The organism is Enhygromyxa salina, from assembly GCF_000737335.2.
Lineage (GTDB): Bacteria > Myxococcota_A > Polyangia > Nannocystales > Nannocystaceae > Plesiocystis > Plesiocystis salina_C.
This window is the reverse complement of sequence record NZ_JMCC02000119.1, coordinates 36009-52722: the sequence shown is the minus strand read 5'-3', so window position 1 is coordinate 52722 and position 16714 is coordinate 36009. Positions and strand designations below refer to the sequence as shown.

7 protein-coding genes are annotated in these 16714 nt (G+C 69.2%); 2 read left to right on the top strand and 5 right to left on the bottom strand.

The genetic code is table 11. From position 1 onward, the window contains the following. On the bottom strand, nt 1-421 hold a 421-nt coding region (locus DB30_RS34160), incomplete at its 3' end, for a tetratricopeptide repeat protein (RefSeq protein ID WP_146661888.1). Then, nucleotides 418-996: a hypothetical protein gene (locus tag DB30_RS34155; RefSeq protein ID WP_052557076.1), complete on the bottom strand. Its 579-nt coding sequence runs from the start codon at nt 994-996 to the stop codon at nt 418-420. The genes DB30_RS34155 and DB30_RS34160, both read right to left, overlap by 4 nt. Before the next feature lie 112 nt (nt 997-1108). Between DB30_RS34155 and DB30_RS41885 the strand changes: the two genes are divergently transcribed. After that, on the top strand, nt 1109-1867 hold the full coding sequence (locus DB30_RS41885; protein ID WP_146661886.1) for a MopE-related protein: 759 nt from the start codon (nt 1109-1111) through the stop codon (nt 1865-1867). A gap of 402 nt (nt 1868-2269) precedes the next feature. Next, complete coding sequence (gene udk / locus DB30_RS34145; protein WP_240480396.1) at nt 2270-2893, top strand: uridine kinase; 624 nt, start codon at nt 2270-2272, stop codon at nt 2891-2893. 108 nt (nt 2894-3001) lie between these two features. Here the strand turns inward: udk and DB30_RS34140 are convergent, their stop codons facing one another. The 3 genes from DB30_RS34140 to DB30_RS34130 form a co-directional block, all read right to left on the bottom strand. Beyond that, nucleotides 3002-13840 carry a tetratricopeptide repeat protein gene (locus tag DB30_RS34140; RefSeq protein WP_052557071.1) on the bottom strand — a complete coding sequence of 3613 codons (10839 nt, stop codon included), beginning with the start codon at nt 13838-13840 and terminating at the stop codon, nt 3002-3004. Nucleotides 13841-14185: 345 nt separating this feature from the next. Next, complete coding sequence (gene rlmB, locus DB30_RS34135; RefSeq protein WP_276204407.1) at nt 14186-15055, bottom strand: 23S rRNA (guanosine(2251)-2'-O)-methyltransferase RlmB; 870 nt, start codon at nt 15053-15055, stop codon at nt 14186-14188. Then, nucleotides 15033-16712, bottom strand: coding sequence for an ABC transporter substrate-binding protein (locus DB30_RS34130; protein ID WP_052557067.1), 1680 nt, complete (start codon nt 16710-16712; stop codon nt 15033-15035). Before DB30_RS34130 ends, rlmB begins: the two co-directional genes overlap by 23 nt. Nucleotides 16713-16714 lie beyond the last annotated feature (2 nt).

Sequence of the window (16714 nt, the reverse complement as noted above, 5' to 3'; positions counted from 1 at the left end):
TCAGCGTGGCCACGCTGCGCGGCGCCAAGCTGACCGCCCGGACCAGCGCGCCGACGGCCGCCCGCTCGTTGCCCTGCGCCAGCAGGTCGCGGCCCAGCCCGACCAGCGCCGCCACACGCTGCTCCGAGGGGAGATCTGCCGAGGCCAACACCGTGCGATGCACCGCCTTGGCCCGCTCGATCCGCCCGCGACCCCGGTCGAGCGCGGCGAGGGCCAAGAACACCGTGGGGTCACCCGGTTCGGAGGCGCAGATCTGCTCGAGCTCCTGGGCGACGTTCTCGCGGTCGCCCTCGGCGAGCTCGTAGAGCACGCGGTTGCGCCGGGCCGCGTTCTCGCGGTCGAGCCGGCGCGGGACCACGTACCACCAGCCAACCCCAAAGCCGATCGCCAGGCAGATCAGCGCGACGAGGACGAAGCTCACGGGGTCCCCTTCCCCTTCGTGTGATCGGTCCCCGCTGGCGCGTGCGCTGGGGCCCGCGCGGCTCCGCGGGCGGCGGTCGGCGGTCGAAACCCAGATCCTGCCAGCGAGGGCAGCTCGTCATCGTCGTCAAACTCGCCGTCGACGTCCTCGCGCAGCATCCGATCGCGACGCAGTTTCTCCGTCATGACCTTCTTCGCGCGAATGTCGAGGTGGGCCTCGGCCGCGAGGATCTCGTCCTCTTCCTGCTGCCGCAGCGGCAGCGTGCGCAGATCGAGGATCTCGCGCTCGAGCTCACGCAGGCGCCGTTGAAACAGCGCCATGCTGCGGATCCGAAACGGCGCCACGATCCCGATCAGCAACAGCAAGCTCATGCACCCGCCCCACCCAGCCAAGATCGCGGCCACGTTCATCTTGAAGCGCTTGCGGATCAGCGGATCGACGAAGTCGAAGCGCGGCACCAGCAGCACGACCTCGACCCAGGCGCGGTTCTCCTGGAGCACGAGCGTGAACCAGATCAAGCCCAGGATGAAGACGATCAGGCTGACGCCCAGGTATGCCCTGCCAAGAACGGACACGGTGTGGGCGGACCATATCACGTCGCGACTCCGAGCTGATCGGTCCGAGCTGATCGGTCCGAGCTGATCGGCGCTCTAGTCGGCCGGGTCCAGACGTTGTACTCTGGCTCACATGTCCGCGCGCTCCCCACGGACCCCAAAAATTGCGCTCACCTTGAGCTTCGCTTTCCTGGCTGGGCTTGGCTTCGGCTGCCAAAAGCAGGGCATGAGCGAGGTCGACAAAGAGCTCGCCAAGGCCCGCAAGCAGGCTGGCAAGCGCACCGCAGCGGAGTGCTACCCCGCTAGCAAGGAGCCTTGCTACTTCCTCGACGACGGCGTCGCCGGCCCCGACGGCACCATTGGCCGCGGGATCTGCAAAGAGGGCGAGCGCACCTGCGACGACAAGGGGTTCTGGGCCGCCTGCGATGGCGCTGTGCTCCCGGGTGTCGAGCTGTGCAACAACATCGACGACGACTGCAACGGCCGCGTCGACGATGGCTTCGAGCGCGACGGGACCAAGTGCTTCGCCGGCGAGGGTGAGTGTCGGGTAGCCGGTAGCTACGCGTGCAGCCCCGACGGCAGCGAGTCCGTCTGCAGCGCCAAGGCCAAGGCGCCCTCCACCGAGGTCTGCGACGGCAAAGACAACGACTGTGACGGCGCCATCGACGACGGTGACGTCGATGGCACCGGGGCCGAGTGCAAGACCGGGCAAGCGGGGGCCTGCGCCGCCGGGACCAAGCAGTGCGTCGCTGGCTCGATCCAGTGCCAGCCAACCCATGTGCGCACCGTCGAGATCTGCAACAAGATCGACGACGACTGCGACAACACGGTCGACGAAGACTGCATCTCCGCCGAAGAAGCCCGAAAAGCCGGCATCATCAAAAGTCCTTAGACCCCCACATACACCTCAGACTGCGCCGACTGCAGCCGCTGCGCGTCTGGTCGCTTCGCTCCTCGGGGGTGGCTGTCCGCGAGGGCATGTGTGGCCCCCTTGAAGGGGGCTCGTGTACCGGTCTCGGACGTCCTGCACGTTCGTCTGGTGCTTCTTGGACGTCCTGCACGTTCGTCTGGTGCTGCTTGGACGTCCTGCACGTTCGTCTGGTGCTTCTTGGACGCCCTGCACGTTCGTCTGGTGCGCTTCGCCCTCTGCAGCGAATCGTTCGAACCCCGCATTCAGCTCGGACTGCGCCGACCGCAACCGCTGTTCGCTATCGTATGTGAGCGTCTGACGCGGACCGGACCGGACCGGATGGCGACTGTTTTTGGGGGGCGCATGGATCTATACCTGCCGGCGGTGGAGCACCAGCGACCTAGCCTCGTGATCGGCATCGCCGGCGGCAGTGGATCAGGTAAGAGCACGGTCGCCGACGCGCTCGCGGCCTCGCTGCCTGTGGGCTCGGTCGCAACCTTGCGCCACGATCACTATTACCGGGACCAGCCCGAGCTCAGCATCGAGCAGCGCAACCGGGTCAACTACGACCACCCGGAGTCGCTCGAGACCACGCTGCTGATCGAGCACCTCCAACACCTCAAGGCTGGCAACAGCATCGAGGTGCCGGTCTACGACTTCAAGACCCACCGTCGCAAGCCAACGACCGAGCGCCTCGATCCCTCCCCCGTGATCATCGTCGAGGGCATCTTGGTGTTCGTCGACGAGCACCTGCGGCGCGAACTCGACATCAAGATCTTCGTCGACACCGAGCCGGACATCCGGGCGATCCGAAGGATCCGCCGAGACATGCGCCAGCGCGGCCGCGACTTCGAGGCGGTTCGCAAGCAGTACTACGAGACCGTGCGACCGATGCACGTGCAGTTCGTGGAGCCGAGCAAGCGGACCGCCGACTTGATCATCCCCGAAGGCGGCGAGAACCGAGTCGCGATCGATGTCCTGGTCGCCCGCCTGCGCGCGGCTGTCTAGCCCCCGCGCCCGCTCGCTCATCTCCGCTCGCGGTCGCTTGTTCGCAGTCGTCTGAGCGCCCCCCGAGGGGGGCGCAGACGACCGCGTGCCGTGGCTTGGCGGGTGAGCCTACCCGCCGATCGCGTCCAAGGCTTCTTTGAGGCCCGAGTGCTCTTGGTCTTCTTCGATCCCGCGGCGCAGCATCGCTTGTGCCTTGGGCTTCTCGCCCAGACCCATGTGGACCTGCGACAGGCGCAGGTAGATGTCACCGCGCCGGAGCAGGCCGGACTTGTCGGCGTTCTGCAGCAGCATCGAGCGGTAGATCTTCAGCGCGTCGGGCCAGCGCTGGTTTTGCTCGTGCAAGTTGCCGAGCGTCAGCAGGGTCTCGACGTTGGTGGTGTCGAGCCGGTAGGCCTCTTCGAGCCGCTTTTGGGCGCCCTCGGGTTGCTCGCCGGCGATCTCGATCCGGGCGAGCCGGGTCAGGTAGTGCGCGCGCTTCTTGCTGCGCTTGCCGGCGGTCATCTCGACCAGCCAGTGGTACATGCCAACGGCCTCTTCGTAGCGATCGGCGATGAACAGCGCGTCGGCGATCCGACGGTTGACGTCGACGTCGTCCTGCACGTGCTCGTAGATGCTGGCGAGGACCCGCAGCGCGCCCTCGCTGTCCGACAGCTTGCCGGTCATCACGTCCACGCGCTCGAGCTGCAAGCTGCGCCGCTTGTCGTCGCTCTTGGCCCGACCCACGGCCATCTCGAGCAAGTACGCGACCTGATCCCAGCGCTGCTCGGACTTCGAGAGCGCGAGCAGCTCGCGGCCCGCCTCGGCGTTGGAAGGATCGAGCTGAAGCGCCTTCTCGAGGTGGGCGCGACGCTCGGCCGGATCCTCGGACAGGCCGGCGAGCCGCAGCCGCAAGCGGGCCCCGATCGAGCCCTGCGGATCGAGGGCGGCCGCGCGCTCGAGGGTCTCGCGCATGGCCGAGTCGTCGCCGCGGGCCTCGTAGACCGAAGCCAGCGAGAGCAACGCGGGGACGTAGCTGGGATCGACCTCGAGCAGCTCGGTCAGGATGTCCTGCGCGCGATCGCTGTCGTCGAGCTTCTCGGCCAACAAGCTGGCGAGCTGCGAGGCGAGCTCGCGGTAGCCGTCGGTGTCGCCCGCCTCGCGCAGGCGATCCATGCGACCACCCAGCAGCTCGGACAGATCGTGCCAGCGCTCTTCCTTGGTCAGCAAGCGCTCGAGCCAGACCCGGGTCGCGTCACGATCGGGATACTCGAGCACCACCGCCTGCAGCACCTCGACCGCATCCGTCGCGTCGTCGAGCTTGTCCTCGGCGAGCCGCGCCATCTCTTCTTGCACCTCGACCCGGGCCTCGCCCTCGACGACCTCGAGCTTGCGCTCGAGCAGGTCGCGGACGTCTTGCCAGCGCTCGAGCCGACGCAGCAACAGCTCGAGCTCGGCGAGCGCGACCGTGTCGGCTGGATCGGCGCCCAGCATGTCGTTGTAGACGATGATCGCGTCCTCGAAGCGCTCGAGCTTGTCGACCAGGTGGTTGGCCTGGCGATAGCGAAGCTCGCGACGCTCGGCGTCGTCGTCGGTGATCATCACGCGATGGCCAAGCGCCTCGCTGAGCACCTCGTGATCGTTGGCCTGACCGAGCAAGGCCAGCAGCCGAGTCCAGCCTGGGCGATCGGACTCGTCGGCCTCGATCAGCTGGCGTAGATCCGCGATCGCCACGGCCGGATCGGCGAGCATCGACTCGGCCACGCCGGCGGCCTCGCGCCACAGACCCGCGGCCATCAGCGGATCAGCCTGGGCCGAAGCCGCCCGGGTGAGCGCCTCGTGCAAGCCGTTCGCGTCGCCCAGCGCCCGCGCGGTCTCGACCAGCAGGCCAAGCGCCTCGGGGTGTTCGGGCTGCTCCTCGAGCAAGGGCGAGAGCACGGCCATCGCACGGTCGGCGGCGTTGAGCCGGGTCAGCCACAAGCGGGCGGCCGCGAGGCACGACGCCGGGCTGATCCGATCCGCTTGCGCGGCGGCCTCGACCGCCGCGGTCATCAACTCACCGGCCCGCGCCGTGAGCTCGGACTGCTCGGCCAACGCCAGCGTGCGCTCGAGCGCCTGGACCGAGTCGCCGTCGAGGGCCAGCAGCGCCCCCCAGGCCTCGAGCGCCTCGAGCGGCGTGCCGCCGCCTTGCTCGATCAGACCGCCAAGGGTCTGCAGCAGCCCGATGCGATCGGACCCCTCGGCGTGACGCAGGCGCACCCGCGCGATCTCAGCCAACCCAGCGGCGTTGTTGGCCATCTGGTACGAGCTCTCGAGCGCATCCAACAAGCCGTCGGGCACGTCGCCTTGGCCGTCTTCGCCGAGCGTCCGGGTCAGCACGACCTCGAGCCCGCGGACCGCCGCCTCGAGCCCGACCTGCATGTCGAGCACGTCACGGAACGCCTCGACCGCCTCGGGCCAGCTGCCCAGGGTCACCCGGGCCTCGCCCAAGCGCACCAGCATCGGCAGGTGCTTCTCGGTCCCCGCCCCGATCCGCGCGCCTTCACGCAGCGCACGCTCGATCAACGCGACGTCTTCCTTGCGCCCCGCGAGCTCCTCGATCCGCTCACAGGTCGCAAGATCGGCCAGCTCGGCGTCGAGCAGCGGGATCAGGACCTCGAGCGCCTTGTCGGGGTCACCCATGTAGTCCGACGCGGCGAAGGCAGCCGCCAGACCGATCGCCACCCGAGCTTCGGGATCCCGGCTGTCGTCCTTGGCCCGCGAGCCAAGCTGCTCGATCAGCGGCTCGAGCCCGTCGAGCTCACCGGCCAGACGCATCGCCGCCGTCAGCGGCTCTTGCAGCTCGTAGGCCGACGACTTGTCGACCAGCTTCATCGTGGCCTCGAGGGCCCCGGCTGCGTCGGCGAGCTTCTCGTGGCGGACCGAGGCCAGCTCGCGCAGGGCTCGGAGCACCTCGTCGGGGTCCTCCGAGAGCGACGCGCGGGCGTCGAGGATCGTGGCCAGATCCGGCCAGCGCCCGTGGGCCTCGAGGTGCGGCCGGACCAGGTTCGCGGCCTGCTCCGACACGTCCTCTTTCTTGCACAGCTCGACCAGGTCAGCGACGGCGCCCTCCTGCCCTGGCAGCAGTTGCAGGACCTGCTCGTAGCGCTCGACGGCGCCGAGTAGATCCTCGAGCGGGCCGGCGTAGAGCCGCGCGGCGTCGAGCATCAAGCTAGCCTTGCGCTCGGCGGTTGCGGCGATCGTCGCCCGATCCTGAATGATGTCGGCCGCCTCCGCGTGGCGATCTTCAGCCAGCAGCGCGCGAGACAGGGTCGCCATCGCCTCTTCGTCGGAGGGGGCCTCCGACAACAGCGAGCGCAGCACCTCGATCTCGGCCTCGCGGTTCTTGGCCGACTCACGGTGGATCGCAGCGAGCTGCATGCGAAGCGTGCGGCGCTCCTCACCGTCGTTCGACGCGTCGATCCGCCGCTCGAGCACCTCGATCAGCTCACCGGTCGAGCCGCTCGCGGCGTAGGTCCGGCTCAGCCGTTGCAGCGCCTCGATGTCGTTGGGCTCGATGTCCAGCAACCGACGCCAGGCTGTCTCGGCCTCCTCTGGGTTGGCGAGGATGTCCTCGAACAAGGTCGCGAGCCGACGCAGATGATCGACGCGCTCGGTGTCGTCGGCCTCCACCTCGACCCGGCGGATCAGCACCTCGCGCAGCTCTTCGTGATAGCCAAGTCGGACCAGCGCGGCGTCCATCAACGCGAGCGCGTCTTCCTGATCATCGCGCAGCGTCAACGCCTTGCGCAGGATCTCGACGGCGATCTCGGGCGAGTCTTCGCTGCGGATCCGAGCCGCGCGGATCAACAGCTCCAAGCGGCGATCGATGTCGCTGGTGAGCCGCTCGCTGTCCGACGCGGCGACCTGGGCATCCGCGAGCGCGCCCGGCATCTCGAGCGCCGTCGCGATCCGTCCGATCTCGGCGTCGAGGGCCATCAGCGCGTCGGCGGGACCGGGCTCGTGCAGCGCCCGCGCGAGGGCCCGGAACGCGTACTGAGCACCATCGGGGATGCTCTCGAGGTGCCGCGCGAGCTCGCGATGCAGCTCGTGTCGCGCGCTCGGATCCTCGCTGACCGTCAGCCGCCACTCGCAGACCGAGACCAAGCGCGGGGTGTTGCCCGTCGACTCGTAGATCGGCTGCAGGATCGTGAACACCCGCTGGCGCTGGGGCACGCGGGCGTCGGCGATCCGCTCGAGCGCCGCGATCGCGTTGATCTCGTTGACGACCTCGCCAAGCAAGCTCTCGAGCGTATCGAGGGCGCCCTCGCCATCGTCGAGCGGGCCGTCTTGCAGCTCCGCGATCTGCAGGTACACCGGCGTGCGGTCGTCCTGATCCATGCTGCGAGACAGGCGATCACGCAGGAGATCCAGCAGCTGCTCCCAGCTCTCGGTCAGCTGATAGACCTGCTCGAGCTGGGCGCGGGCGCGATCGTTGTCGGGCTGGGTGTCGAGGATCCGCCGGAACGCCTTGGCCCCGAGCTGTGGATCATCGAGCACGTCGAGCGCGACCCGAGACAGGCGCATCAGCAGATCGATCTGCCGATCCTCGTCGAGGCTGTCCTCGGCCTGGGCCCAGTAGGCGTCGGCGAGCTCCTGCCACATCTCGCCCATGCTCAGGGCCGACTCGAGCTCACCAAACACCTGGCGATCGTCGGGCCGGGCCTCGAGCAGGCGCTTGTACAGCACGACCGACTTGGCCGGCTGCCGCAGCGAGCCCGCCCACAGCCGCGCGCACTCGTGAACGACCTCGAGCATCGACTCGGAGTTGTCGTCGGGGTTGGCGGAGCTGTACTCGGTGAGGATCTCGGCGTAGCGATCGGTGCTGGCCAGCACGTTGGCGAGCCGGCTCAGGTGATCGCGGACGCGGCTGTTGGTCGGGTCTTCCTTGAACACCCGGGCGTAGGCGTCGAACGCCTTCTCGAGATCTTCGAGCTGCTCTTCTTGCATCCGAGCCATGCGCAGCATGATCTGCACGCGGTCGGCGTGGTCCTCGGCCTCGTTGAGCCGGACCTCCTGGATCTGCAGGAGTCGCTGCCAGTCCTGCACGGCCAAGAACACCGGCTCGAGCATCTCGGCCGCGCGGCTGCGCATCGACGGGTCCTGCAAGTAGCGCGAGAGCTCGTCGGTCCCGACCGCGTGATCGGGATCAGCCTTGAGGGCGGCGCCGAGGTGGCGGATGCCCTCTTCCGGGTCGTCGAGGTGCTCGCCGTACAGCCGACCGAGGCGCAGGTGGGTGTCGACGGCCGTCTTGCCCTGCAGGTGCGCGAGCTTGCGGGTCAGGTGCGAGGCCAGCTCGCGGAACCGACCGGTGCTCTCGTACAGCGGCTCGAGCACGGTCTGGACCTCCTCGCGCTGCAGCCCCTGATCCGACAGGCGCTCGTACAGACGGATCGCCTCTTCGGCGTCGTCGAGCCGGGTCCGGTGGATCTCGGCGGCGCGGATCAGCAAGCCATCACGCGCGACCGTGTCGGTGATGCGATCGACCTTGCGAACCAGCAAGTTGGCGAGGGCCTCGTCGGCGCCCTGGCGCACGTAGATCTGCTCGAGCGCATCGGTGGCGCCGTCGTCGTCGGGGCGGCTCTCGAGCAGCCGCTCGTAGACCGCGCGCGCGTCGTCCAGGCGACCGAGCCGCGCGAGCGCGACCAAGCCCATCGCCCGCAGCACCCGCTGCTGCAGCTCCGAGTCCAAGATGTGATCGACGGTGCGCTGGTAGGTCTCGTAGAGCGCCTCGCTGCGCTCGGACGCGGCGCCAAGCCGCTCGACCTTGTCGAGGATCTCTGACAGCTCGGGCTGATCCCCGGCCTCGGTCATGGCCTCGCACAACACGGTGAACGCCCGCGCCGGATCCTCGAGCTTCTCTTCTTGGGTCCGAGCCACACGCAGCAGCGCCTGCAGACGCCGGCGACCGCTGGGTTGCTTGCGCGCCTGCAGCTCTTGCAGCTCGAGCAGCGCGGCCCAGTTCTGCTCACCTTCGTAGAGCGGCGTGAGGATCCGGATCGAGCGCTCGCGGGTGTCGTCGGGCTCGAGGTAGCTGCCGACCATCGAGCGGGCGCGCCCGTCCGTTGGCGACAGATCCAAGACCCGCTTGAGCAGATCCAGGGCGTCGTCGGGCCGCCCGAGCTTCTTGCCGACGACCTCGGCGGTCTCGGCGAGCAGCTGGACCCGAACCGAGTCGGCGTCGGCCAGGCTGATCAACCGGCGCAGGCCCTCTTCGACGTCGGGCCAGCGCTCGAGCGCGCGGTTGAGCTCGACGAGCTGGGTCTGGGCGTAGACGGCGTCGTCGTGGCCGGTCTTGAGATCCAGGACCGACTGGAACGCTTGGATCGCCTGCTGAGGATCCTGCAGCTCGGCCCGGCGAATGTCGCCGATCCGCCGCCACAGCTGGGCCTGAATGCGCGGCTCTTCGGCCACGCTGATCCGGTGCTCGAGCACCTCGGTCAGGCGCTGCCACTCGCGCTCCTCGAGCAGCAAGTTCTCGAGAGCATCGAGCGCGACGCGGTTGGCCGGCTCCATGTCGACGACCTCGGCCCAGGTCAGCGCGGCGCCGATCCTGTCCATGAGCTGGTGGAGCTGAATCTTGGCGATCTCGAGCCGAATCCGAACCTGCTCGTGGTGCGCGTCGGTGAACCGCAGCAGCGCCCGCTGGGCAGCGACCAAGGCCGCGAAGTCACCCGCCTCGAGGTGCAGGCGGACCAGCGCGCGCACGGTCTTGTGGGCCAGCGCGGCGTCGGGCGGATCGAGATCGATCAGCGTCAGCCAGGCCCGCCGCGCGCCCTCGGAGTCGTGCAGGCGCTCGTCGAGCAGCACCGCGGCGCGGTGGATCAGATCGATGCGCAGGGTCTTGTCGCTGGCCTCTTCGCTGTTGAGCGCCTCGCCCCAGATCTCGACGAGCTCGCGCTCCTTGCCAAGCTCGGTGCCAAGCCGCTCGACCTGCTCGCGCGAGTCGAGCCGGCGAGGATCGCTGAGGTAGGCCTCGCGCAGCGACGCGAACGCGCGCTCGTTGTCCTGCAGCTCGCGCTCTTGGATCTTGGCGATCTCGAGCAAGTACGAGGTCGCGTCGTCGCGCCGATGCTCGGCGCTGGCGTTGTCGCGACGCACACGCAGGACCCGAATCCGGCCGTGGTGGTCGCCGCGCCGCTGATAGATCGGCTGCAGCAGGCCGCCGACTTGGACCTGCACGTCGGACACGTCGAGCAGATCCTCGAGCAGCGCGCGGGCCTGCTCGTGATCGGCGTTCTCACCGATGATCGAGCCAAGCAGATCGACGGCACCGAACGCGTCTTGCTGATGTTGGATGCGCAGCGAGGCGCGCTTGCAGCCAAGCTCGTGGCGTAGCTCGCGATCGCCGACCAGCTCGGCCCAGCGACCGAGCAACTCCTCGAGCTTGTCGAGGTCTTCCGGCTCGCTGCCCTCTGCGTACATCTGCGCGAGCAGCTCGATGGTTGGCAGATCGTCGGGGATCAGATCGAGCAGCTCTTCCGCCGTCACGATCGCGGTCTCGCGATCGCCGAGCACCTCGCGGGCGATCTCGATGATGCGACCAAGCAGCTGACGCTGCTCGCGTTGGTTGAACACCACGTCAACCCGACGCCGATACAGATCGAGCAGCTCCTGGTGCGCGCTGCGGCTGCGCAACAGGGCCTCGAGGGCGTCGTAGGCGGCCTGGTGAGTCTCGTCGCGCTCGAGGATCTCGGCGTAGGCTTTCTCGGCCGCGAGCGCTTGCTCGAGGTCGTCACGCAACATCGCGCCAAGCTCCAAGAGCAGGTCGCGGCGCAGGTTGGCGTCGGCGCGCTCGAGCGCGCGGCCCTCGGCCTCGGCCTCGGCGGCCTGCGTGGAGATCGAGGCCAGCGCGTTGGTGTACGCCTGCGCGACCAGCTGCATCTGCGCGAGGCTGCGACCGAGCCGCTGAAGCAGCTGGCGCCCCTCCCAGTCGGCAGGATCGCGCTCGAACAGCTCGGCGTAGATCCGCAGCGCGTCGCCGCGGCGCTCGGGCATCTGCTCGTAGATCGCGGCGAGCTGGGACTTTTGCTCACGGCGCCGCTCGCTGGCGGCGACGTCATCAGCCTCGCCGTCACCCGCGTCGACGTCGACGGCGGCGAGCAGGACCTCCATCGCCTCGGCCTCGCGCGAGCGATCACCGACCCGGCGGTAGTACGGCAGCAGCCCGCGCATGATCGTGACCGCGGTCGCTGGATCGGCGCGATAGATCTCTTCGAGGGCCTCGACCGCGACGCGGTGGGTTGGCTCGAGCTCGAGGATCTTCAAGAACCCGGTGATCGCCTGCTCGGTCTGATCGAGCCGCGCCGCCCGAACGTGGGACAGCTCGAACAACACCGGGATGTCGCTGGGCTCGATCGGACGCATGCCGGCCGGCTCGCCATCTTCACCAGCGGGGAGGCTGGGGATCTCGAGCTTGCGCTGCAGCACCTGGGCGAGCCGCTGCCACTCGCCACGGCTGCGCAGGATCTCGGCTAGCGCGTCGAGGGTGGCGAGGTCCTCGGGGTCGAGGGCGAGGATCTTGTCGTAGGTCTCGACCGCGGCGTCGAAGTCCCTGAGCTGCCCCTCTTGCAGGCGCGCGAGCCCACGCAAGGTGGTCAGCCGCGCGGCGTCGTCGGGGGCGACGTCCAAGCGCCTTCGGTAGACCTCGCTGAGGTCATCCCAGCGGCGCGTGGTCGTGTAGATCGCCTCGAGGGCCAGCATCGCGGCCTCGTTGGTGGGATCGAGCTCGATGATGCGCCGGAAGAAGCGCTGGGCGTCGTCGGGCTTCGATAGGTGATCGCGGGCGATCACGGCCAGCTTCTCGAGCAGCAACAATTGCTCGACCTGCTCGGCCCGCTTGACCGCCTGGACCGAGACCTCACCGCTGCTCTCACTGTCCGCGCCCGACAGCGGCTCGCCGGCGATCCGCCGCTCGAAGATCCGCGTGAGCTCGTCCCAGTTGTCGCTGCTGGCCGAGGCCCGCTCGAGCTGCTCGCGCAGCGCCTCGTCGGTGGGGCGCAGCTCGTAGGCTCGCGCCGCCCACTGGAACGTGAGCTGCGGCGACTGCAGACGATCGGCCGCGACCTCGCGCAGCTGCTCGATCAGCTCGAGCTTGTCGTCGACCTTGTCGCTGGCCTCGAGCAGGACGTTGATCGTCCGCATCAACGCCGCCCAGTTGCCCTGCTCGCGGTAGATCGGCAGCAGCTCGCGCGCGACGACCAAGTTGTTTGGCTGGATCGCGAGGGTGCGCTCGAGCGCCTTGACGGCCCGCTCGGGCTGGCCCAAGCGCTCACGACACAGCTGCGCGACCCGGCGATACAAGCTCACGCGCTCGTCGGTCGCGCCGACCCGATCGGCCGCGCTCTGCAGCGCGTCGACGAGATCGGACACGCGGCCCTGGGCGACGTAGAGATCGGTGAGCTCGTCCCACAAGCCCGAGGCCACGTAGGCGTCACGCAGGGTCCGCAGGGCCTTGTCGTGGCCCGGCACCAGGCGGGCGATCTCTCGCCACACGCGGATCGAGTCGTAGGGGTTGCGCAGACGCTCGGCGTAGATGTGGCCGATGTCCGTGAGCAGCTTGACCGCGCGCCCGACCGAGTCGGCGATCGCAACCTGACGATGCCGGATCTCCGCGGCCTCGGCCCACCGAGACTCGCGCTCGTACAGCCGCGCGAGCGCCTCGAGGGCCTTCTCGTGCTCGCCGTGGTGCTGCAGCACCGCGTTCCAACCGGCGATCGCCTCGCGGCGATCACCGAGCTTGTCCTCGGCGAGCCCGGCGAGCTCGAGCCGAAGCTCCAGTCCGTCCTCGCCCTCGCGCTCGGCGAGCTCTTCGCGACGCAGGGCGATCAACGCCCGCCAGTCGCGGCGCTGCTCGTGGATCTTGGCCATCATGTCCCGGGCCCCGCGGTCGCCCGGCAACAGCTCGAGCAGCTCGGCGAGGGGCTCGAGCGCGCGCTGGGGGTTGCCCAGCTTCTCGACCCAGATCCCCGCGACCTTGCGCAGCACGTCGGCCTCGGCCTCGGTGTCACCGTCTTCTTTGGCGGCGTCGTGCAGGCGCTGGTACACGCCAAGCAGATCGTTCCAGCGCTTGCCGCTGGCGTAGGTGTCGGCCAGCACTTCGAGGCTGCCCTGGTGGCGCGGATCGATGTCCAAGATCCGCTGCAAGGTTGCGAGCGCCATGGCCTCGAGCCGCAGCTCTTTGCGGTACAGCTCGGTGATCTCGAGCAGCTTGTCGATCCGCTCTTGCTTGGTCTCGTCCTTGTCCTCGATCGTGTCGAACTGATCCTTGAGCAGCTCGACGAGCGCGGTCCACTTGGCGCCCTCTCGGTACAGCCGCTCGAGGTTGGCGATCGCCCGCGGATCACTGCCGTCCTCGCGCACGACCGCGCGCCAGACCTCGATCGCACGATCGGTGCTGCCGAGCCGATCTTGGGCGAGCGCGGCCATTTCTTCCGCGAGCTCGAACCGGTGGTCGGCGTCCTTGCTCGCCCGCCGGGCCTGCACCAACACCTGCATCAGCTGGCTGCCGTCGGCCGGGCCCGAGAACAGCTCGCGATAGAACCCGACGATGTCCGGGTTGCTCGCGTCGTTGCGACGGACCCGACGAAAGTAGGGCTCGGCCAGGCGCGGCTGACCGCCGACGCGCCACACGACCTCACCCGAGAGCAGCGCGACGTCGTTGCCGTCGGCGTTGCGTGGCGCTCGCTGAGCGAGGGTCTTGGCGCGGTCGACGATCGCTTGCGAGTCGGCGTCGTCTTTGGCGTGGGTGGCGACCACCAAGTGCGCGAGCACGAGGGCGGCGGCCTCGACGTTGCTCGACTCGTCGCGCACGGCTTGCGAGGCCGCAGCGAGATCTAGTCCGGTCGACTCGATCACCGCGCTCAAGGCAGCGTGGGTCGTGTCGTCGGTCGAGCGCAGGTACGAAAGGAGAGCGGAGCGAACTTCGGCCATGTCGGGTCCTGGATGCTGCTGCCGACTCCTCCGGGCGCGCGGGAGTCGACGAGGCGTCGCGATCGCGGTGCGGGGCAATCGGACGGCTTCGAAACGGTGCGCAAGGGTAACGAGTCGAGTCGCAGGTATCTAGGCCAAAGCGTCCGAACCCAGCAGTCCATGTTGGAGGCCCGCAGCTCGGCTGGGTCGGTCGGTCGTCGCCGACACGATCCGCGAAAACCACGATTAAATGAGCGGCCGGCACATGTCAGAGGTGCCCCCGATCGGGATCGGAGCGCACGCTCGCGACGGTGCTCTCGATCCGCCGACATCGTACCCGATCTGCCGGGCTGGTGGGCGTTGATTTCAGCTGAGCGAAGCGAGGGCCACCGCGGCCGCAGCCGAGACGTTGAGCGAGCCCAGTGACCCCGCCCCGTCGATCGTCACCAAGAAATCACAGCGCTCGCGCGTGAGCCGACGAAGACCTCGCTGCTCGCTGCCGAGCACCAACAACATCTGCCCGGGGGGGTCCTTGGCGAGCTCGCGCAACGGGGTGCCGTCGTCCACGACCGTCCCGATGACCCACCACTGCCCGTCTTGCTTGGCCTGCTCGAGCGCCCGCGCGAGGTTGGTGACCTGACACAGCGCAACTCGCTCGCTGGCCCCGGCCGAGGCCCGGACCGCGCTCGGTGACAGGGGCGCGGAACGGTCGCGCGCCCACACCACCCCGCTGGCGCCAAAGAACTCTGCGCTTCGGATCACTGCCCCGAGGTTGTGGGGATCCATGATCCCGTCGCAGACCAGCACGAGTTGGTGCCCGCGACGGGTTCGCGGGGGATCGTCCCGATCGAGCAGGTCCTCGAACTCCCAGATCCGCGGTGGATCTGCGATCGCAACCACCCCGCGGGCGAGCCCTGGACCGATGAGCGACTCGTGGTGGTCGCGCTCGACGAGCTCGAGCGCGACGCCTGCCGCCTCGGCCAGGGCTGTGATCGCGGGGAACTCGCGCCCTTCCTCGATCAAGAGCCGGCGAACCCGACCCGGCGCGCCACCCAAGAGCTCGAGCACGGCGCGCTCGCCCGGGACGGCGTGCTCGCCTGGGCGCAGCCGCGGGCCCCCGCGCGATCGCGGACCCCCCCGCGAAGCCCGGCCCGGGGCTCGAGCGCCCGCGGGACCCCGGCTCCCTTGTCCCTTGTCCGACGTAACTTCGACCTTAGGGCGCTTTGACCGCGACAACGTTGCTTCCTTGAATGCGGACCAGGTCCGGCGTGGGTTCGAGGGTCGCCGAGGCGCCAGACCAGGCCGCGGACATTGCGCGCCAGACCAGCAGCGCCTGGTCGTCCGGGCGCTTGTGCTGCTGGGCAAAATACTCGGCTTCGAACGCGCGCGAATCCGCGTCGGGGTGCGCTGCGGGCGAGAGGATCACGCCGTCGAGGCTGTCGTGCTTGGCGCCAATCGCGTCGGGCGCCAGTCCCTCACCCGTGCCCAGCACGAGCACCTCGGTCCCCTCCTTGTCGACGGTGCCGCCCGCGACGCGCAATCGCTCGCGCCGCAGCTGGCGCACGATCAGCTCGGTGCGCGGGAGGGCGTCGGCGATGATGAGCGCGGCGCCGCCCTCGAGCTCGCGAACGAGCGGGGCGACGATCGGGGCGAAGCTTGTTGTCGATCCAGGATAAACGATGAATTTCAACGACTTGAGACCAGATTGCTCAACTGATTTCTCAATCGATTTCACGCGCGTCCCGTAGCCGTTGTCGGGGACCATCACGAGGATCTCGCGGGCGCCGCGGGAACGGGCGAAGTTGACGAGCGCGTGCGTGCGCTGCTCGAGGGTCGCGGCCACGCCGCGCGCGCTGCCCGTGCTCTCGCCGGGCAGCAAGAACCGGTCATCGCCAACCGCGGAGATCGCGGCCCTCACGTTCGTCGCGCCGACCGGGCCGATGATGACCTCGGCGCCATCCGCGACCAGGCGATCCGCCCCGGCGCGAGCGGTATCGGCGCCCGATCCGCTGTCCCGCCACAGGACCGAGACGGGGCGCGCCCGCCCCAGAACCGTGACCGCCGCGACCGCGGCCGCCAACTGCGCATCGGCCAGCGCCGACAGCTTGCCGGTCCGCGGCAGCAAGATCCCAACCCGATCCGGCAGCGGCTGACACCCACGCACCCACGCTGGCGCCTGGTCGCCCGGATCGACGCCAAGGGTCGCCCGCAGGCAGTCGGCCGCGTTGGGCCCGGGCGCGCCCTCGGCCAGACCCAAGAGGGTCGCCCGATCTAGATGTTGGCTGAGCGCGGCGATCCGCTCCTGCGCGTACCCGGCCTCTGGCGCGTCATCGGCGACGAGCTCACGCCAGCCTGCGAAGGCCGCGAGCGCGGCGGCGGTGTCACCCGAACGATCGAGCGCGACCGCTCGTGCGCCGCGCAGCTCGACCCGCTCCATGCCACCCCAGGCCTCGAGCTGATCGAGCTTGGTCAGCGCCCGGGCCGGGTCACCGCCCCGCGTGAGCGCCAGCGCGAGGACCCGGTGGACGGCCACGTGCAGCTGCGCGCCCGACTTGGACTTGGGTGGCGCCTCGGACGCGGGCAGCAGCGCGACCGCCTCATCGGCCAGACGGATCGCTTCTAGGTCGTTGCCGAGCAAATATTGTCGATCGGCTTTGGCCTGCAGCGCGCTGGCCCGCAGCTCGGGCGGCGGCTCGCGTTCGAGCAGCGCGTCCGCGGCCAGATCCACGGCTGACGAGCCAGGGTCACCCGCCTGCGCGTCGACGAGCGCCTGCCACTCTTCGCGCATCTGAGCGGGGACGGTCCCGGGATCGACCAGGGATCCGCTGGAGTTTTGGCCAGCCCGCGTGGTCTGGCAGCTCACGACCGAGGGCAAGCCGGCCAGCAGGGTCACAC

Bases quoted from the DNA above. Each gene is read 5' to 3' on its own strand.
- DB30_RS41885 (WP_146661886.1), top strand. From the start codon at position 1,109: ATGTCCGCGCGCTCCCCACGGACCCCAAAAATTGCGCTCACCTTGAGC.
- DB30_RS34140 (WP_052557071.1), bottom strand. From the start codon at position 13,840: ATGGCCGAAGTTCGCTCCGCTCTCCTTTCGTACCTGCGCTCGACCGAC.